Genomic DNA, 18,866 nt, shown 5'->3' with positions numbered 1-18,866 from the left:
CAGCAGTCAGCAGTCAGCAGTCAGCAGTCAGCAGTCAGCAGTCAGCAGTCAGCAGAATTATGTAGTAGAATTTGATTTTGTCAAGAGGTTTACTAAAGAAAATGACATCAGGTGGTGTGCCTGATGTTGTATGTGTTTTTTAATGATATTGATAAAAATCAATGTGCAAGGCAAGTTCTTTCAGAATTAAACAGAACAGATGTAAAAGTAATTCCTGCGGGAAAATCTCTTTGGAAGTATAAAAACAAAATATCAAGATTTGTTCTTCATCTAGGATTTTTTCTAAATATTCCCTTTAATTTTAATTTTGAAAAGTTATTTTTAGAAAAAATATCTGAAATAAAGGTAAATGACTCTATTTTGGTTTTTGGTGGAGGTTTTGGAATATCTCCTAGTATAAGTTTTGCTTTTTTGAAACTTTGTAAGGCAGAGAGAAGATTTTTATGGCTTTGGGATTCTGTTCACAATAAGGCTGAAAAGCGATTTCTTAAATATTTCAAAAAACATTATGAAGTTTATACATTTGATTACAACGACTCTCAAAAATACAAATTAAATTACAAAAATACTGTAGGTTATTTGCCTGAATTAAAACAAGAACCTAAGAAAGATGGTAAACAACTTAAAGATATTTACTTTGTTGGTCTTGATAGAGGACGCTACGAAATCTTAAATACTTTATATGAAGATTTTTCTAAGCTTGGGTTGATATGTGATTTTAATGTTCTAAAAGACGAAAAAAGTCCCAAAAAAGAAAAAATGTTAAAGTTTATAAATGGACGAATTGGTTCTTTGGAAAATTCTAGAAGAATCTACAACAGCCGTGCAGTTCTTGATATTCCTGTAAATGGACAGAATGGTCTTACGCAGAGGGTTCTTGAAGCATTATTTTTCGGTCGTAAAGTAATTACAAATAATGAAAGTATAAAAAATGAAGTGTTTTACAGACCTGAAAATGTTTTTGTGTTAAATGATAAAAATCTTGAGGATATAAAAATGTTTCTTTCAAAACCATTTGTGAAAAATAATCTTTCGCAATATACAATAAATAATTGGATAACAGAGTTTACTCAGCAGACAGCAGAATTATGTAGTACGATTTGACTTTGTCAAGAAGTTTGCTAAAGAAAATAACATCAGGTGGTATGCCTGATGGAAAATACACTTGATGTATCAATAATAATTGTGAATTACAACACATTAGAATTGACTAAAAACTGCCTAAAATCGATTTTTGAACAAACAAACGGAATTTTATTTGAAGTGATTGTCTCTGACAATGGGAGTACTGACGGATCCATTGAGATGATAAAATCTGAGTTTCCACAGGTTATTTTGATAGAAAACAATGCGAATCTGGGATTCGGAGCTGCAAATAATCGTGGATTGAAAATTGAAAAAGGAAAATACATTTTCTATCTGAACAGTGATACTGTCTTGTTAAACAAAGCTGTGAAGATTTTTTTTTGATTATTGGGAGAATTCTTCTGAAAAAGAAAAAACCGGGGCCTTGGGCTGTGTTCTCCAAGATGATAAAGGCAACTTGATACATTCGGGCGGAGAGTTTTCGACTTATAAGAAAGAAATTTTTAGGTTTATAAAAGAAAATGTTTCGATTTCTATAAATTCTTTACTTTCTTTATTTCATATAAAACAGATTCATAAGAAAAAGTGTAAGGTTGGAAATGCTGTTTATAAATCTGTTGACTATGTTACAGGTGCTGATTTATTTATCCGTAATAATAGTTTTGCAGAATTTGATGAGAGATACTTCTTGTATTTTGAAGAAACTGATTTGCAATTAAAAATGAATAAAAATAATTTAAAACGGATTTTAATATCAGATCCTAAGATAATTCATCTTGAAGGAAAGTCAAATAAGATAAAAATGAAATCATTAGATAGGTATATTTCTTTTTCATCAATTCAGATTCTTTTTTCAAGAATTCTATATTTTAAGAAAAATAATCACAAGAAAATTTGGCTGTTTATGATTTTTATTTTAGAACAGTTATATCTATTTTATTTTTTTCTATAGAACAAAAAATATGCGTAAAAAATTATGGAAGTTATATGTCAGCTAAAATTGTTTTACTAATTTTTTTTGTATCATTCTTGTCCATTGGTCTAGATTTCACAAAAATCCACAGAAAATATAAAGAATATATTTTTAACGTTTTCTGTATTGTGTTGATCTTGTTTGCTTCGACAAAGACTCCAGAAACTTGCTATGACACAAATAATTATGTGCTTTTCTATAATTCAGTGCCAAGTATAGGTAATTTTGTTCCATATATATTAGGGTATGAGCCTGGCTGGGAGTTGCTTTGCATTTTTTTTAATGCTTTTGGATTAAATTATCATTTTTATTTTTTCTTTCTTTCAGCAGTTTCAATCCTAATTTACAGATTTATAATATTGAAGAACTGTAAAAATATTTTTATTTCTCTTTTTACATACATATCATGTTTTTATTTTTTGAATGAAATTATAGTTTTGCGTCATGGATTAGCATCTTCATTGATTTTATTGGAAATTTATTATTTGTCAAAAAATCAGAAAAAACGAGCATTGCTTTGTGTTTTATTGGCATTTTCCTTTCATACAGTTGGAATTTTTGGCTTGCTACCGTTTTTTGTAAAGAATGAAAAGATTTCATATAGATTGTTTATTCTGATTCCATTGGCTTTTTTTATAAATGATAAAGTTTTTATAAAGTTTTTGAGGAGTTTGGGAGAGTTGTCTGCAAACAATGTTTTATCAATGGTTTCAGTAAAAGTTAATAATTATTTGGAAAAGGAACATTCAGCAGGTGGGTTAAAGACTGTAATTATTTATTCAATTTCTTTTTTAATGACTTTTATAGTTTTATTTAATCATAAAAAACAAAATCCTTTTTTACGTGAAACATCTCTTTATATGATTTTATCTGCTTATTTTATGATTGCTTTTTCTGCAATTGCTTCATTTGCAAGAATTAATCAGTTGTTCTTGATAAGCAATATTCCTCAGGCATCTTTTTATCTTGAAGAATACAAAAAGAAAAAAACAGAATTTATTATTATTCCAATTTTTATAGCTATAAATTTTTATATTTTTTTCAGACAAAATTTTATGAATAGCGGAGGAAATATTTTTCATTAATTATGGACGAAAGAGTTATTTTCTTAAGAAAAAAAATTGATGGTGAAAATTCAATAGAAGGATATGCACAAAGAGTCGCAGAAGCAACAGGCGCAGTTATTAAAGTTTGTCCCTGCCATTCGACAACATTAAGGGGAATGTTGGAAAATATAAAATTTGCAAAGGACGAACAGGGAAAAATAAACCATATTGCGGCTCAGACAGAAAGTTATCTTGTGCCATTTTTAGAAGGTAAAAAAATTGTAACTTTTCACGATTTTGGAACACTGTATGCTTCAAGAAATTTTTTATATGGACTGTTGAAAATTCTTGTCTATGTTAAAACTGCAGAATATTTTTCAGATGCAATAACTTTTGTCTCGAATCAAACGGAAGAAGAATTTCTAAAGCAAAAATGGAAAAAAATAAAAAATCTTCATGTTATCTACAATTCTTATGATGAAAGGCTTGTCCCAAATGACAAATCTAATTTCGAGCCAAAGCCAGTTGTTTTGCAGATTGGAACTGGAGTAAGAAAAAATCTTGAATCAACAATTAGAGCAATGGAAGGAATAAATGCGAAACTTCTTGTGATTGGTAAACTGAATAAAAATCAACTTGAACTATTAAAAGAATATGAAATTGATTATGAAAATGCTTTTGACATCACTTATGAGAAAATTGTTGATTGTTACAACCGTGCAAAGCTTGTGGTGTTTCCGACGTTTTACGAAGGTTTTGGACTTCCAATTATTGAGGCAAATGTCATGCAAAAACCAATTATTTCTAGCGATTTGCCTATTGTAAGGGAAGTTGGACAGGATGCGGTCTATTACATAAATCCAAACAGGGTAGAGGATATTTCAAATGCATTAAAGAAATTGTTTTCTGATAATTTGTTGTATGAAAGATATGCTGAATTGGGAATAAAAAATGCAAGAAGATTTTCAAAAAATGTGATTTTTTCTCAATATTCAGAACTTTACAGGAGTTTAGAAAATGAATGATAAGATTCCTAAAATAATCCATTACTGCTGGTTCGGCGAAAATCCGCTTCCTGAGCTTGCCGAAAAATGCCTTGCTTCCTGGAGAAAGTTTTTTCCTGGTTATGAAATAAAAGAATGGAATGAGTCTAATTATGATGTCAGAAAGATTCCTTACATTGCGCAGGCGTATGATGCAAAAAAATATGCTTTTGTTAGCGATTATGCCCGCTTTGATATTCTGTATCAGTATGGTGGAATTTACTTTGACACAGATGTGGAAGTTATAAGAAGTCTTGATGATATTATTGAGCAGGGAGCTTTTGCTGGCGTTGAGAGAACCGGCTGCGCCGGCTCTCTCAACGCCGGACTTGGCATAGCAAGCCCGGCGGCGAGTCCAGTCTATAAAGAAATTCTAGATTCTTATATGCAAAGTTCATTTTTAAGAAAAAACGGCTCAATGAATTTAACAACTGTTGTTGAGCGTGTTTCTGGTATTTTTAAGAAGCTTGGGCTCAAGGATTCTGATGAAATCCAGACTGTCGCCGGTGTAACGGTTTATCCTGCCGACTATTTCTGCCCGATAAACCCTTCGACAGGCGAACTGAAAATAACTGAAAACACGCGGACAATTCATCACTATGCCGCAACCTGGACAATACCGCTTCGGAAAAAATATATGGAACTAAGAAATATGCTTGCAAAAAAAATCGGAATAAAAGCTGCAAAAGTTGTTCTTCTTCCCTTGCAGTTTATTTGTGTGATTAAAGAGGTCGGATTCAAATCGACAATCAGAAAACTATTTGGAGCAAAAAAATGAAAAAACTCCTTTTTCTTTCCAACACGGCGAACTTCTCAAAATTCAATCTTCCTTATTATGCGTCATAAAAAATATAAAACATCGTTCAAAATAAATTTCAAAGTTGACTAAATAATTTCAATTTCCAAGGTTCATATTTTATGAAAATTCTCCACATTATTACCAACACAGAGTTGGGCGGTGCACAAAAAGTGTGTATTGACTTATGCCGTTCAGCGGTTGCAGATGGCAATAGAGTTGCTGTTGCAAGCATGGCAGGCGGCTATCTATGGGAACAATTACCAGAAAGTGTTCTTCAGTTCAAATTGAAGAATATGGTAAAGCCCATAAAGCCAAAGAAAGATATTCTTGTTTTTTTTGAGCTTAAAAAGGTTATAAAACAATTTAAGCCAGATATTATTCATTTGCACTCTAGCAAGACTGGTGTGTTAGGCAGGCTTGTCGCATTCCCGCATTGCAGAAAAGTTGTATATACCGTACATGGCTTTGATTCTATTCGTTTAAAATATCGTATTTTCCTTCCTCTTGAAAAAATCTTACAGAATTTTTGTGGTGCAATTGTAGGTGTTTCTGATTATGACAATAAAAATCTGAGATCAGAAAAAATAATAAAAAATGTCAGCACTGTTTACAATGGAATAGATGAAAAATCTATTTTTCCATCATTACAGTTTCCTGTAAAAACAGACAAAAAAACTGTAATGACAATTGCCAGAATTTCCCCCCAAAAAAAAATTCAGATGTTTTTGGAAGTTGCAGAAAAACTGCCTGACTATCAGTTTATATGGTTTGGTGGTTCTCCTGAGTATTCAGCAGAAGAACTTTCTTCCATATATAGGATTCCTGAAAACGTTAATTTACTTGGTGATGTGCCGAGTGCAAGCAGTTACATTCATTTTTGCGACCTGTTTGTTTTATTTTCAAATTTCGAAGGTCTGCCTATGACTATTATTGAGGCAATGAGTCAGAAAAAGGCTGTCGTTGCTTCTAATGTCGGCGGTATTTATGAACTGGTAGATGATTCAAATGGTCGTCTTATTGAAAATGATATTGATTCTGCTTGCAACGCGATAAGAGAAATCTTTTCTGACGATGATTTGTGTTTAAAGATGGAAGAAGCATCATACCAGAAATTTCTACAGAATTTCACACTAGAAAAGATGTGGAATGGTTATAAATCAATTTATGAGAATTTGTTGAAAAAAAAGGAGTAGATAACAATGCAAATCACAATAATCGGCGGTTCAGGTTTCGTTGGAACAAGACTCACAAAACGCTTGCTTGAAGCCGGGCACACAGTGAAAATCGCTGACAAACGGAAAAGCGTAACTTATCCAGAACTCTGGCAACGTGTTGACATAAGAAACGCGCCGGAAGAGAAAAATGAGTTTGAGGCGAGTCTTACCGACGAGGCAATGGCTCCCGGCGCGGATGAAATTGCGAAAAAAGCCCAGCCGATGCACTCTCTTTTAGAAGTCTTAGCCGGAAGCGACGCGGTTGTGAATCTTGCGGCGGAACACAGGGATGATGTTACGCCCAAGTCGCTTTATGATGAAGTAAACGTTCAAGGAAGCGCGAATGTTCTTGAATCCTGCACGAAACTGAAAATTCATCAAGTGGTTTTCACAAGTTCAGTCGCTGTCTACGGATTCGCTCCGGTTGGAACTGACGAAAGCGGAGAGATAAAATATTTCAACGACTATGGACGCACAAAATACGCCGCAGAGCAGGAATACAAAAAATGGCTTGAGGCTGACAGCAAAAAACGCGCGGTTGTAATCCGTCCGACAGTGATTTTCGGCGAGCAGAACCGTGGAAATGTCTACAACCTTCTGCGTCAGATTGCCGGCGGAAAGTTCCCGATGGTGGGGAAGGGCACGAACCGCAAGAGTATGAATTATGTTGAAAATGTTGCGGCGTTCATTCAGTTCTGCATTGAAAATGAAGAAAAACTGCCTTGTTTTGAAAAGGACTTTGACGGAACTAATGCCGGAAAACAGCACCTTTTCAATTACTGCGACGAACCTGCCTACGATATGAACCACCTTGTCCTTGACTGCTACAAGGCATTGGGAAAACCTAAGACAAGACTCGTTCACTTTCCGTACTGGCTTGCATACTTCGGCGGTCTATGCTTTGACCTTCTGGCATTTATCCTGCATAAAAAGTTTGCAATCAATTCAATCCGCGTAAAGAAATTCTGCCAGAATACATATTTCAAAAGTTCGCGCGTGCCTGAAACCGGCTTCAAAGCGCCTGTTGAATTGGAAGAAGGCCTCCGCCGCACAATCGACTATGAGTTTGTGAAAAAGACAGAAGGGCACGTTTTCCACTGCGAGTAGCTTTGCATATAAAACAGTTTGTTTTACATTTTGTAATCGCGCGGTTTACGTTCTGTAAATCATATTATTTAGGTTTCATAGCTTCCGGCTATTGCTGATGAAAAAAAGTTAATTGTTCAATAGTTTTTTAGGATGCATTAAAATCTCTGTTTTGCTCCAATGAAAAATCATCTGTCCAAGCATTGATTTTTATAAGAATTTTTTGTTTTATTTCATCTGCTCATTTGCACAAAAAAAACGACTTTTATCTTGCTAAAGAAGAGTTATGTTATTATACTTCGGAAAAAGATATAAAATACCTTTTTCCGAAATGGAGACAGCATGGAAATAGAACGCGGTGGATATGTAAAGGCACTTGCTGACAGAAAAAATAACGGTGCAATAAAAGTCATCACAGGAGTGCGCAGATGCGGAAAATCTTATCTTCTGTTCAGGCTTTATAAAAAATATCTTCTTTCTGCTGGAGTTCAAAACGAGGATATTATTGAGATTCCTCTTGATGATGATGATTTTGAAGAGCTTCGGGAGCGAAAAAATCTTAGCCAGTATATAAAAAGCAGGACTGTCGAAAACAGAACTTTTTATGTTTTTCTTGACGAAGTTCAGTTTTGTGAAGGTTTTGAAAGCGTTTTGAACGGACTTTCGCGGAAAGAAAACCTTGACATTTATGTTACAGGCTCCAATTCAAGATTTCTTTCTTCTGACATTCTTACCGAATTCAGAGGCCGTGGAGATGAAGTTCGTGTTTATCCGCTTTCGTTTGCTGAGTATCTGAGCGTGTACAACGGAGAAAAAAATGATGCCTGGCGGGAATTTATGCTTTACGGCGGGCTTCCGCGAATTCTTTCCTGTAAATCTGACGAGCAAAAAGCGAAATACCTGCAGGATCTTTTTAAGAGCGTCTATCTAAAAGATGTTGTGGAACGGAATCATTTAAAGGGCGACACAGTTCTTGAATCAATCGTGGATTTTCTTGCCTCTACTGTCGGTTCTCTTACAAACGCAACAAGGCTTTCAAATACATTTGTGTCAAATGGAATTATGACAAATGACAAGACTGTTTCCTCGTATATTTCATATCTGGAGGATGCTTTTTTGATTGAGATGGCCGAGCGTTATGATGTGAAAGGGCGAAAGTACATAAATTCGGCCAGGAAATTTTATTTCACCGATGTGGGACTTAGAAATGCGAGACTGAATTTCAGGCAACAGGAGCCGAGCCATATTTTGGAGAATATTATTTACAACGAGCTTTTAGTCCGGGGCTTCAATGTTGATGTTGGCGTTGTTGAGAAGCATATAAAGGATTCTGATGGAAAGCAGAAAAATGTTCAGCTTGAAATTGACTTTGTGTGCAACAAAGGAAGTTCGCGGTATTATATACAGTCAGCATATTCTGTTCCTGATGAAGCAAAAATGAGCCAGGAAACGGCTTCTCTTGACCGCATTTCAGATTCGTTCAAAAAAATAATCGTAACACAGGACGATATAAAGCTGTGGCACACGCAAAAAGGTTACCTCGTTATAAACATTTTGGATTTTCTTCTTGATGAGAAAAGCCTTGAGCTTTAAGCTTCACAAAACTTCATTAAAAAAATAGAAATCCTTGGCTTTTGTATTATCCTATGGAAAAATGGCTTTCACACTGCACAGATGTGATTGTGACAATAAACGAGGAAGACTATGAAAGAGCAAAGAAATCATTCTAAAAATGTTTGTGTTTTTTATGCTGCAACATTTGTAGAAAACACTTGCTTTTTGTATTGTTGTGATTTATATTAAAAATTGGAGGTGCAGTATGGCAACTAGCAGTATCAGAAAGAATTTTGTGATAAATAGCAAAAAATCAGCAGTAGAAATTGCTCAACAGTTGATTGACAGTGAAAAAATGCCTTTGCCTTCAATTAATCGCCTCGGACTTGCAAAAATGCTTTGTGGCGATGAGCTTCTTAAGTTTTTGAAAAAAACAGACAGCAAAATAAAAGGATAATTTTTATTTAACCGTAAAAATTTCGATACTTATTTCTAAATTTCTATATTTTTTACAAAAATCTAAAATTAGAGCTACAACGCTAAAAATGGTCTTTTAAAGACTTTTTGAAGCCTGTATAGCATTTCAAGCGTCGGATTTGTCTTTTTTGGATTTTCCAGCCGCTGGTATTGCTGATATGACATTCCGGCTCTTTGTGCGACTTCTTTTTGAGTACGGTTTCCCCGGGCTTTTCGAAGCTCTATTGCAAATGCAATTTTCGGAGAAACTTCTATTTCTGTTCCGCCCTTGTATTCAGGTTCTGGAATAGGGAAGTTTTCTTCTATGTCTGTTTCAAGAACGGCTTCAAGTGCTTCTTTCGCCATATTCTTGGCATCTTCCAGTGTTTTTCCGTAAGTAGCAACATTCTGCATATCTGGAAAATGCACAATGTACATATTTTTACCTTGCTGTTCGATAGTACAGTTATAAGTCATCTTGCGCCTCCTTTAAGATTAATTCCAGCTTCTTTCAGTATATCATCAGCAAATTTTCCCAAATCTATATTTCCATGAACTGGAACAACTACAGGTCTGTCAGAACCTTTTTTTATAAAGACATGATGAGAGCCTTTTATTCTGTTTAATTTCCAGCCATGTTTTTTTAGAATTTTTATTATTTGCTTTGCAGTCATGCCCATTGGCCGAATTATACAATATTTATGTTGTATATACAAGTTTAATTTTTTAAACCAGAAATACATTGCCAGGAGAATTAAATATGAAAAAAAATCATTCTAAAGTTTTCAAGATTGACGGAGTTGGCGTGAACTTAGGTTGTTTCCGTCCTGTCAATTCTGCTGAAGAAAAAAATGCACTTCGTTCTGAACTTGGATATGGCAGTGAAGATTTCATTCTGATTTATACTGCGGAGTTCATTCCCCGGAAAAATCATAAACTTTTATTCGATATTCTGCCTGATTTGAAAGCAAAGATTCCCGCACTAAAAGTCATTCTTTGCGGAAAAGGCGAGATTCTGGAACATTACAAAGATTTTGCTGCCCAAAACAAAATGGATTATGTTACGTTTACAGGCTATACAAAAAATGTTGCAGATTACTGCCGAATAAGCGATGTTCTTGTCATGCCGAGCCATCAGGAAGGACTTCCGCTTTCTATGATAGAGTCGATTGCCACAGGTCTTCCTGTTGTTGCTTCAAAAATACGCGGTCATACTGATGTAATTGAAGACTGCGTAAACGGTTTTCTGTTTGGCGAAAACGATTCTGCCGGTTTTGCCAAGGCAATCTATACTCTTTACAAAAATCCCGCCCTGCGCACAGAAATGGGAAGACGCAATGTCATCGAGGCGCAAAAGTATTCTGTTAGTATAGCCGTAAACAATATGTCAGAAATATATGGTTCGCTTATAAACTGATTTTTGATCTTAATTCTCTATTTCAAATCTTCCCGCGTTCCACAAACAGGATTTTCAGCCCCAGTTTCCCTATAAGAGGGCTTGAAGCGCACAATTGACTACGAGTTTGTCCGCAAGGTGGAAGGGCATACTTTCAGCTGCGAGTAGGTTAATCAAATTCATAAATATATTCCACTGGAAACGCCACAATATTTTCTCAATCTACATTTCCAATTTTCCCCATGCTGCTAACTCTCCATATTGAGTTTGCATGGTTGTTTCGCCTGTGTAAATAATTTTGCAGAAATCTTCCTTTGTATTAGTGAGCATTGACCAATGTTTAAGATTCTTGAAATAGTCGGGCGAGTAGGTTGAACCGGCTTTTATTTCGTATCCGTCAATTCTACCCTTGTAACAAAAAAAATCCCTGTGCATTACAATACCGGCGAGGTAAAAAAATGCGGAAACAATATACAAAAGAAGAAAAACAGAATCTTGTTGCAATGTTCAAAAATGGAACACAAACAACATTTGACAAAATTATTTTACTTCTTTTGTGAAAATCATGTAGAATATTAATTGGAGGTAACTATGGCAAATGAAACAAAACAAAATCTTAATCCAGATCCAATGCCAATTATTATTGGAAGTCCATTAGCTGCTGCTTGTAAGGCACAAGATAGATTGGCTGAAGCATCCTCTGCTTATAAGAAGAATATCCGATTGTATGATTCTGAGAATCTCTTAGCTGTAGAGGATGAAGTTGAGCAGGCTATAAAAACTATAAGGGAATATGAAAGTGGAAAAACTCCTGAAAATGTACCTCTGTTAGGACTTTTGAAACTTCATGAAATATTAATGGATGATAAAGCCGTTGATTTTCAGATGGAAGTTTCATCTACGGTATCTGAAAATAAGCCTTCATAATTTTAATATATCCATTGACAAACCTACGAAAAAAGCCTGATGGCTTTTTTCGTAGGTTTGTTAGAACCTACGAAAAAGAAATAGAATGTTCAGCAGGAGAAAAAAGTCGTAGTTTTTGTTTGATGACGACAGGATAGCTTAGACTGTTCGTAAGGCTGCAAACAAATTATACTTTTCGAAAGTTTAAATTTTTCATAATGCAATTCACGGGACTTTTTTCTTCAAAGTTTGTATGTGTTTTGAGGAGAATTATGAAATGTTCGAATGCCAAGGTAAAATTAGTAGACTTCGAGCGGATGCTTAAAAATGAGGATAAATCCGGAAAGACTGTAAAAAAGTATATTAGCGATGTGCGTTTATTTCTTGTATGGTGCGAAGAAAAATGTGTAAAGAAAATTGACTTGCCTGTGCTTCAAGATTATAGGAATTATCTGATTTCCAAACGTAAAGCAAGTGGCTGTAATTCTGTGATTATCGTTTTGAATAAGTTTTTTAGAATTTATGCTAAAAATCAAAGTCTTTATTTAAAATTATTTAAAATGCAGAGATATGGAAGTTTAGAATCGGTCTTTTCTATGGAAGATTATAAAAAAATGCTTGGAAAAGCTTTGGAGACTGGGAACAAGCGTCTTTATTATATAATGAGGCTTCTTGCATCTTCTGGAATCAGAGTAGGGGAGCTGGCTTACATAACAGTTGAAAGTTTATTTACAGGTATCTGTTCTGTCGTAAACAAGGGCAGGGCAAGGGAAATTTTTATTCCAAACTCTATCTGTTGTCTGCTTTTGGAATATTGTAACTCAGTAGGAATCAAAAAAGGCATTGTTTTTCATTCAAAAAAAAATCCTGATAAAATGATGGATAAAAGCTATCTTTGGAGACAGTTGGACAAAATTTCCTGCCTTCTGAATTTTCCAAAGGGATATGTGCATGCACATAGTTTTCGTCATTTTTTTGCAAAGGAATACATCGGCACATACAAGGATGTCTGCGAACTTGCCGATATTTTAGGGCATTCTTCCATCGAAACCACAAGAATTTATACCCGTACAACAATGTCAGAAAAAAAAGAGCGTATAGAGGCACTGGGGCTGTAAGATTTCCTCATTGAAATTATAAAGATCTGTTAAGTTCAAATATGAAGCTTCTGAAGAAAAAGATGAGGGGAACGGTCGTACAAGCTTCCCGTTCCCTGTGATTTTAGGTGCATTATTAATATGTGCGGCATGCCAACATTATTATGTTGACTTTGTTGTTGCTTGCGTAAATTCCAATTTCAGGAAGAGATTTTTCACAATTCCGCAATACAAAAACTTCATCACCATGGCAACCGCCACGTCGTATTCCAGTATTGACAATGCCAGTTCCTTGTGGAATTTTACCGAATATTTGAAGGCATTCTTCATCACTTAACGAAGAAAATTCGCTCATAGAAGCAGATGAATATTCTGGAAAAACCTTTCCGTTCATATATTCTATACCTTCCTGAAATGAGAGAGGCTGTTCAGCCTTGGTAATTGTCTTGATATTAGGGTGACTGGCTCCTTTCTTGGAAAGTCCATGTGCAACAATAATTATTTTTTTCATAATATTTTTCCTCCAAATACTTTTACGCTTTCTTGAATCCGCTTACGGACTGGGCAAGAATATCAAGCATACGGCTCAGACCTTCCGGCATTTCCTGTTTTCTTGCTTTCACCTGAATCTGGTACTTTGCGCTCTGGTTTGTTTTCCTTGTGCTTGCCGCGTTTGCAGAAACTTTTCCGCAGACGGTTATTCCTTCCCTTTCTTCATTTGTGTTATTTTCCGCTGAGGAACTTGCATTTTCCTTTGTTGCGGAAGTAACTTCCATTTGGAATTCTATATTCACTTCTTCCACTGCAAGATTCGGAATGGGAACGACAGCCAGAAGCGGGGCCTGAACGGACAGTTCGTTTTTTTTGCCGTCTTTTTCCGTTTTGTGCAGAGTGAACGAAAGATTTCGTGTTTTTTCTTTTCCGTCATCGCTTTTTTCAATTCCAACTGTACGGATGAAATCAACATTGCTCTTTGCAAGATCCAGCTGTGCATCGGCGGCTGCTTTAAGCGGGGCGGCAATCAAATCTGCGATTGATATTCCGGTAACGCTGTTCTTCATGTCAGTGCCTGTTTCTGTAGCCATCGTTTCCTCCTTTTTTGTCAGCCTTTAGCGCTATGCAGCTTTGCTTCCATCTGACTGCTTTTCAAGCTTTACAGGCTCAGTGCATGATGCGAACATATCCATAAGTTTTGCAAGGCATTCTGTCTGCGGCTGTTGCTTTGCTTCGACATGCACCTGGTATTTTGCTGTCTGGTTTGTAGAGCGGGTGTTTTCCTTTGCTGTTGAAACTTTTCCAGAAACTGTTGCTTTTACCCATCTGCATCCGCCTGAAACGTTCATTGAAGCTTCCGCATCTGTATTCTGTTTTTCTGTTTCTGTTGCACTGACTTCCATCTGAAAGTCGATTGTCACATGGTCTACAAGAAGAGATGGCATAGGCAGCAGACCGAGCATAGGCGCCTGGAGCGTCATCTTTGTTGTGGTAACCGATTCTTCTGAGATTACAGGTTTGTCTATTTCGAATTTGAGCATACGCGCCGCACTGGATTCGCCCGGCTTGTCGTAACCCACCTGATTGACATAATCAACCATCACTTCGGCAAGACCCCGCTGTGCATCAACGACAGATGTTAATGGAGCTGCGATGAGTGTGTCCATTGGAAGTCCGCCCATCATTTCTGCAATTACTCCCATAATATCCTCCTCATGAGATAAGATTTATTTCCTGTTCTGCTCCCGGACAGCAGAATCAAGATTTATGGTTAGTGGTTTTTCCATGGCGACGCATCTTCGCCTTCAATCGCGGTGTAAGGCACAATCAGCTTGTTGTATTCGTCGATAATCCTCGATAGACCTTCTGTCTGTCCTGCCGATGAAAATTCAAGCTTGACCTTGAGAAGATTTGAGTCAGGTTTTCCGGCGAATCCTACAGAAAATACGGCATTGCGCTCCTGCCTTTCTTTTCCAGACTGGCCTTTTCTGTCAGTCGTTTCGGTTTCTACCGTTCCGTCTTTCTGAACCGCCTTCAGAATGTCATCAGCATTTGAAATCCCGACTTGCTCGATTTTTGCCTCGAATTCCATCGTGAGTTTGTCGATTTTGAGGGAATTGTGGTTTGCAAGCGCAAGAACCGGAACTTCAAGATAGTTGTCTTCCGTAAGATGAAGCTCGATTGTCTTCGGGTCGCCGTCTTCGTGGAAAAAATTCCTGATTGAACGCAGATTGTGCATCTCAAGCATTTTTTCTGCCTCGTTCACTGCATTCTGCATGCCCTTTATTACATCTGAAAGGTCAACAGATGACTGTTTTTCACCGTTCCGCTGTCCGTCTTTATTCCAAATTGCCATAAAAATGCCTCCTGCAGAAAATGACAGAAAGCCATTTCCTTAAGTTTCTTTATCATTTTTATACAACAGAAGATTGACGGAACTTTTTACAAAATTTGTACTTGAATGCGATATGAGAACTATTTTTTTGTGAAAATATAGAGCTGGAATCATGAAAACGGAGGAAAAATGCAATAGAAACTGTAAACTTGATAAAGAAAAGACAAAAAATTCGTAAAAGTCTAAGAGAAAAACATTGACAGCTTCATTGTTTTGTTGTAATAGATTGCTTTTTCTTTCTGACAGCATAAAAAGTTTGCAGTCAATTCAATCCGCGTAAAAAAGTTCTGCCAGAATACATATTTCAAATCTTCCCGGATTCCAGAGGCCGGATTTTCAGCGTGTTTTTAAAATGACTTGTTTTTGATCGACTGAAGTCTTTAAGGGGATATCTGATAAGTTTTAATCATATTGTCATTCCGAATTTCATTTCGGAATCCATGCACTTATAGCATAGATGCTGAAACAGGTTCAGCATGACATAGGCACTTGCACTGCATGACGTGGGGGCTGTCATTCCGAACTTGTTTCGGAATCCATGCACTTATAGCACAGATGCTGAAACGAGTTCAGCATGACAAGTTCACAGACAGCATGACAGAGTTTTTAGACAGCCATGACGATAGTTTTCAGACAGCTATATCACAACTAAAACTTTCTGGCATTATGTCAGGTTTCCTGAATTTCTTCAAAAATCCTTCTGCTCATATCTGCTACGGTATTTTCGCTGTAATTATAAAAATCTTTTGAATTCATTATTACAGCGCCCATTCTTTCCATATCTGCAATGTTCGCCCTTTGGATTTCTTCTGTCTGGGATGAACAGCAGTCTTCCAGAATTACAACATTGTATTCCAGGGAATTGGCGTCATAGCATGTAGTCCGTATGCAGTTAGGGGTTGTTGTTCCTGCAAGAATAACAGTCCTTTTAAAGGCTTTTGTCTGATCTGCAATTCTTGCTATGGCATAAAGCTAAAATTGAACTTTAGAGAGAGTTTCCTTCTATAAAAAACTGCGGAAATTGCAACTGAAATCTCCGTGCTTTTCGGGAATATTTTTTCATGATTGAAAGTGTGCGGTAATTGCGATAAAATTCTTATAGACCACAAAAGGATTTGAAAAGTCAATTCTTGAAAAGGTCGATTGCAAACTTTTTTTCGGGATGAAGCTATGGAATACAGAATGGCAACAAAAGATGACATAGAACTTCTTATGCAAGTCCGGCTTGAAATGCTCCGGATTGTAAACGGACTTTCTGACGATTTTATTTTTTCAGATGAACTTACAGAAAACAGCAGGCAATATTTTTTGCAGGGAAACCAGAGCACAGCCATTGCCGTCGAAAACAAAAAAATCGCAGCCTGCGCAACAATTTCGTACATCGAAGTAATGCCGACATTTTCGCACCCGACAGGAAAGCGCGCGCACCTGATGAACGTCTACACAAACACCGCGTACAGACGACAGGGCATCGCCCGCACCCTCGTCCAGATGCTGATAACCGAAGCAAAGCAAAAAAACGTCACGGAAATCAGCCTCGATGCAACATCTTCCGGCAGACCGCTTTACAAAAGCCTCGGCTTTTCCGATTCAGATGAATGTATGACGCTGAATCTGGCACGGTGAATTTTTTCCGCAAGTTTTTCCTTTGTTTTCTGAGCGGCACTCTTCACATAAAATTGTCCGATGCACAGAAAATTTATGGCCCACCTCTAGTTGCTTGTCTTTCTTTGGGATTTCACGTTGTTGACAATATTAAATAAAAATTGTATGGTATATGTACATTTTGATTTTCTTTAAGAATTGAGCCTCAAACAAGGCTCTTTTTTTTTAGTCTGAAATGATTCTGTAAGCGCATTTTAGAGGTTTGGCTTGGAGTATAGTTCTTTCAAGGATATTCCGTATTTCAATGAATGTTCCGCCGCTGTATCTGCGGAAGGATTCCAGCTTGTGGAGCTTCATGTTGTTCCCAAAAACGGACAGTTCTGTGTTTCTGCTGTTATAGCTTCTTCTGATTCAAAGAAAAATATTGGTGTTTCGGACTGTGCAAAGGCACACCGCGCTCTGTTTGCTGAAATGCTGAAGCTTCTTGGAAAGTCCGAGGACGATATTTCCATGGAAGTTTGCTCGCCCGGAATAGAGCGCAATTTAAAAAATGCAGCTGAATTCGAAATCTTCAAAGGCAGGGAAGTCCGTGTCTGGGATAAAAACGCAGGCGACTGGGTCTGCGGAAAAATCAAGGACGCTGACAAATCCTGTGTTGTGTTGGAAACTGAAGGCGGCAGTGAAAAAACTGTTGCCTATGCTGATATTGCGAAAGCAAAATTTTTACATTTATAAGGGGGCTTGTTATGTCAGAAATGGCAGATGCAATCCGTGCACTTTCTGCAGAAAAAGGAATCGATGAATCTTCAGTTAAACAAACTATAGAAAGAATGATTCTTGCCGCATATCAAAAATCATTTGGAAAAGGATATGACAACTGCATTGTAAAATTTGCGGATGATATGTCGGAAGTGAATGTTTATGCGCGCAAAACTGTTGTGGACGGGGTTTACGATCCTGTTATTGAAATTGAGCTCGAGGATGCGCAGAAGCTTGCTCCTGAAGCGGCTGTGCATGACACGCTTGATATTCTTCTTGATCCAAAGCATGATTTTGAGCGCGGCGCAGTTTCCGTTGGCAAGCAGGAAGCCCACAAGGATTTGAACGAAAATTCCAGCAGAAAGCTTTTTGATGAATACAAGGAAAAAATCGGGCAGATTATCATTGGGTATTACCAGCGTATGCACAAGGATAATATTTATGTGGAGCTTGGAAAAGTGGAAGGTGTGCTTCCCAAAAAGTACCAGAGTCCGCGTGAATTTTATGAAAAGAATGACAGAATCCGCGCGCTTGTAAAGGATGTAAAAAGACTTCCTTCCGGCTCCGGAATTCAGGTTATTCTGAGCCGCACTGACGAGAATTTTGTAAAAAGCATTCTTGAGCTTGAAGTTCCTGAAATTCAGGACAATACAATTTTTGTAAAGAATATTTCCCGCGAGCCCGGCTACCGCACAAAAATCGCAGTTGCTTCAAATAAAATAGATGTTGATCCTGTTGGAGCCTGCGTTGGTCTGAAGGGTGTCCGCATTCAGAATGTAATCCGCGAGCTGGAGGGCGAAAAAATCGATGTTCTCCGCTATGACGAAGATCCCCATGTATTTATAAAAAACGCGCTTTCTCCTGCTGAAGTCAAGCAGGTTGTAATTAAGGATTCGGAAAAAAGAGAGGCGCTTGCTATTGTTTCCGATGAAAATTTCTCCATTGCGATCGGAAAGCAGGGACAGAATGTTCGCCTTGCAAACCGCCTTTGCAACTGGTCAATAGACGTCAAGACTGAGGCGATGGTTACAAGCGAAGATCTTACTGAAAATGACACAAGAAGAGCTGCCGAGGAGCTTTTTGGCGGTTCTGGCAATGAGGTTTATGATGAAATTCTTACAGTTGCGCAGCTTCCGGGAATTGATCAGCGTGTTGCTGAAATTCTGAAGGAAGCCGGCTGTGATGATATAGAAGCTTTTGTTTCTGCCTATGAAAACGGTTCGCTGGATAATCTTGGCGGAGTGACAAAAGAGCAGCTCGATGAAGTTTATTCAATAATAAATGAAAATGTAGAGTTTGAAGACGATGAGGAATCTCAGCAGAATTCGGATTCTGCAGACGAGGTTTCAGAGGAAGAATATTTCTGCCCTGAATGTGGTGAAAAAATTACACCGGATATGACAAGATGTCCGAAATGCGGTGTTGAATTTTCGTTTGAAGAAGAATAAGAGGTAGTA

General features: G+C 37.0%; 24 protein-coding genes and 1 pseudogene. 17 read left to right on the top strand and 8 right to left on the bottom strand.

Translation table 11 applies throughout. The features are described from left to right. The first annotated feature begins 123 nt into the window (after positions 1-123). From ACI4L0_RS10140 to ACI4L0_RS10095, 10 genes are all read left to right on the top strand, one after another. Complete coding sequence (locus tag ACI4L0_RS10140) at positions 124-1,104, top strand: hypothetical protein (RefSeq protein ID WP_439800051.1); 981 nt, start codon at positions 124-126, stop codon at positions 1,102-1,104. Between the two features lie 48 nt (positions 1,105-1,152). After that, positions 1,153-1,470, top strand: a complete 318-nt coding sequence (locus ACI4L0_RS10135; protein ID WP_439800050.1) for a glycosyltransferase — start codon at positions 1,153-1,155, stop codon at positions 1,468-1,470. 40 nt (positions 1,471-1,510) lie between these two features. Then, on the top strand, positions 1,511-2,038 hold the full coding sequence (locus ACI4L0_RS10130; RefSeq protein WP_439800049.1) for a glycosyltransferase family 2 protein: 528 nt from the start codon (positions 1,511-1,513) through the stop codon (positions 2,036-2,038). 35 nt (positions 2,039-2,073) lie between these two features. After that, positions 2,074-3,144: an EpsG family protein gene (locus ACI4L0_RS10125; protein WP_439800048.1), complete on the top strand. Its 1,071-nt coding sequence runs from the start codon at positions 2,074-2,076 to the stop codon at positions 3,142-3,144. A 2-nt stretch (positions 3,145-3,146) separates the two neighbouring features. Beyond that, positions 3,147-4,130, top strand: a complete 984-nt coding sequence (locus ACI4L0_RS10120; protein WP_439800047.1) for a glycosyltransferase — start codon at positions 3,147-3,149, stop codon at positions 4,128-4,130. After that, positions 4,123-4,926: a glycosyltransferase family 32 protein gene (locus ACI4L0_RS10115; RefSeq protein ID WP_439800046.1), complete on the top strand. Its 804-nt coding sequence runs from the start codon at positions 4,123-4,125 to the stop codon at positions 4,924-4,926. Before ACI4L0_RS10120 ends, ACI4L0_RS10115 begins: the two co-directional genes overlap by 8 nt. Before the next feature lie 140 nt (positions 4,927-5,066). Then, complete coding sequence (locus ACI4L0_RS10110; RefSeq protein WP_439800045.1) at positions 5,067-6,140, top strand: glycosyltransferase family 4 protein; 1,074 nt, start codon at positions 5,067-5,069, stop codon at positions 6,138-6,140. A gap of 6 nt (positions 6,141-6,146) precedes the next feature. After that, positions 6,147-7,268 carry an NAD-dependent epimerase/dehydratase family protein gene (locus tag ACI4L0_RS10105; protein ID WP_439800044.1) on the top strand — a complete coding sequence of 374 codons (1,122 nt, stop codon included), beginning with the start codon at positions 6,147-6,149 and terminating at the stop codon, positions 7,266-7,268. A 321-nt stretch (positions 7,269-7,589) separates the two neighbouring features. Then, on the top strand, positions 7,590-8,840 hold the full coding sequence (locus tag ACI4L0_RS10100) for an ATP-binding protein (RefSeq protein WP_439800043.1): 1,251 nt from the start codon (positions 7,590-7,592) through the stop codon (positions 8,838-8,840). A 256-nt stretch (positions 8,841-9,096) separates the two neighbouring features. Further along, on the top strand, positions 9,097-9,258 hold the full coding sequence (locus ACI4L0_RS10095) for a hypothetical protein (RefSeq protein WP_439800042.1): 162 nt from the start codon (positions 9,097-9,099) through the stop codon (positions 9,256-9,258). Positions 9,259-9,332: 74 nt separating this feature from the next. Here the strand turns inward: ACI4L0_RS10095 and ACI4L0_RS10090 are convergent, their stop codons facing one another. After that, positions 9,333-9,734, bottom strand: coding sequence for a helix-turn-helix domain-containing protein (locus ACI4L0_RS10090; protein ID WP_439795671.1), 402 nt, complete (start codon positions 9,732-9,734; stop codon positions 9,333-9,335). Beyond that, entirely contained in the window at positions 9,731-9,937 is a 207-nt protein-coding gene (locus ACI4L0_RS10085) for a type II toxin-antitoxin system HicA family toxin (protein WP_439800041.1), read from the bottom strand. The genes ACI4L0_RS10090 and ACI4L0_RS10085 overlap by 4 nt, the downstream gene beginning before the upstream one ends. 80 nt (positions 9,938-10,017) lie before the next feature. On the opposite strand from ACI4L0_RS10085, the gene ACI4L0_RS10080 reads away from it, so the two are divergent. Then, positions 10,018-10,674 (top strand): glycosyltransferase, encoded by a 657-nt coding sequence (locus ACI4L0_RS10080; protein ID WP_439800040.1) that lies wholly within the window; start codon positions 10,018-10,020, stop codon positions 10,672-10,674. Between the two features lie 201 nt (positions 10,675-10,875). Here the strand turns inward: ACI4L0_RS10080 and ACI4L0_RS10075 are convergent, their stop codons facing one another. Beyond that, entirely contained in the window at positions 10,876-11,157 is a 282-nt protein-coding gene (locus ACI4L0_RS10075; RefSeq protein ID WP_439800039.1) for a hypothetical protein, read from the bottom strand. Positions 11,158-11,244: 87 nt separating this feature from the next. On the opposite strand from ACI4L0_RS10075, the gene ACI4L0_RS10070 reads away from it, so the two are divergent. The 3 genes and pseudogenes from ACI4L0_RS10070 (at position 11,245) to ACI4L0_RS10060 (ending at position 12,677) form a co-directional block, all read left to right on the top strand. Beyond that, positions 11,245-11,580, top strand: coding sequence for a DUF2589 domain-containing protein (locus ACI4L0_RS10070; protein ID WP_439800038.1), 336 nt, complete (start codon positions 11,245-11,247; stop codon positions 11,578-11,580). Positions 11,581-11,777: 197 nt separating this feature from the next. After that, a pseudogene (locus ACI4L0_RS10065) lies at positions 11,778-12,068 on the top strand (phage integrase N-terminal SAM-like domain-containing protein); the annotation flags it as partial. A gap of 87 nt (positions 12,069-12,155) precedes the next feature. Further along, positions 12,156-12,677 carry a tyrosine-type recombinase/integrase gene (locus ACI4L0_RS10060; protein WP_439800053.1) on the top strand — a complete coding sequence of 174 codons (522 nt, stop codon included), beginning with the start codon at positions 12,156-12,158 and terminating at the stop codon, positions 12,675-12,677. A 115-nt stretch (positions 12,678-12,792) separates the two neighbouring features. Here ACI4L0_RS10060 and ACI4L0_RS10055 read toward each other — a convergent pair whose 3' ends face one another. From ACI4L0_RS10055 to ACI4L0_RS10035, 5 genes are all read right to left on the bottom strand, one after another. Beyond that, complete coding sequence (locus ACI4L0_RS10055; protein WP_439800037.1) at positions 12,793-13,167, bottom strand: hypothetical protein; 375 nt, start codon at positions 13,165-13,167, stop codon at positions 12,793-12,795. 22 nt (positions 13,168-13,189) lie between these two features. Next, complete coding sequence (locus ACI4L0_RS10050; RefSeq protein WP_439800036.1) at positions 13,190-13,741, bottom strand: DUF2589 domain-containing protein; 552 nt, start codon at positions 13,739-13,741, stop codon at positions 13,190-13,192. Between the two features lie 30 nt (positions 13,742-13,771). Further along, positions 13,772-14,353: a DUF2589 domain-containing protein gene (locus ACI4L0_RS10045; RefSeq protein ID WP_439800035.1), complete on the bottom strand. Its 582-nt coding sequence runs from the start codon at positions 14,351-14,353 to the stop codon at positions 13,772-13,774. Positions 14,354-14,421: 68 nt separating this feature from the next. Next, positions 14,422-15,006 carry a DUF2589 domain-containing protein gene (locus tag ACI4L0_RS10040; RefSeq protein ID WP_439800034.1) on the bottom strand — a complete coding sequence of 195 codons (585 nt, stop codon included), beginning with the start codon at positions 15,004-15,006 and terminating at the stop codon, positions 14,422-14,424. A gap of 708 nt (positions 15,007-15,714) precedes the next feature. Further along, positions 15,715-15,963, bottom strand: coding sequence for a cysteine hydrolase family protein (locus ACI4L0_RS10035; protein WP_439800052.1), 249 nt, complete (start codon positions 15,961-15,963; stop codon positions 15,715-15,717). A gap of 252 nt (positions 15,964-16,215) precedes the next feature. On the opposite strand from ACI4L0_RS10035, the gene ACI4L0_RS10030 reads away from it, so the two are divergent. From ACI4L0_RS10030 to nusA, 3 genes are all read left to right on the top strand, one after another. Then, positions 16,216-16,671 (top strand): GNAT family N-acetyltransferase, encoded by a 456-nt coding sequence (locus ACI4L0_RS10030; RefSeq protein ID WP_439800033.1) that lies wholly within the window; start codon positions 16,216-16,218, stop codon positions 16,669-16,671. Positions 16,672-16,917: 246 nt separating this feature from the next. Continuing rightward, positions 16,918-17,385 carry a ribosome maturation factor gene (locus ACI4L0_RS10025; protein WP_439800032.1) on the top strand — a complete coding sequence of 156 codons (468 nt, stop codon included), beginning with the start codon at positions 16,918-16,920 and terminating at the stop codon, positions 17,383-17,385. A gap of 11 nt (positions 17,386-17,396) precedes the next feature. After that, a complete protein-coding gene (gene nusA / locus ACI4L0_RS10020; protein WP_439800031.1) occupies positions 17,397-18,857 on the top strand; it encodes a transcription termination factor NusA in 1,461 nt (486 codons plus the stop codon). Positions 18,858-18,866: the final 9 nt, after the last annotated feature.

The sequence above is a fragment of the Treponema sp. genome, from assembly GCF_051883275.1.
Classification (GTDB): Bacteria; Spirochaetota; Spirochaetia; order Treponematales; family Treponemataceae; genus Treponema_D.
Note: the sequence above shows the minus strand (reverse complement) of the source record. Positions and strands in the feature narration are given on the sequence as shown.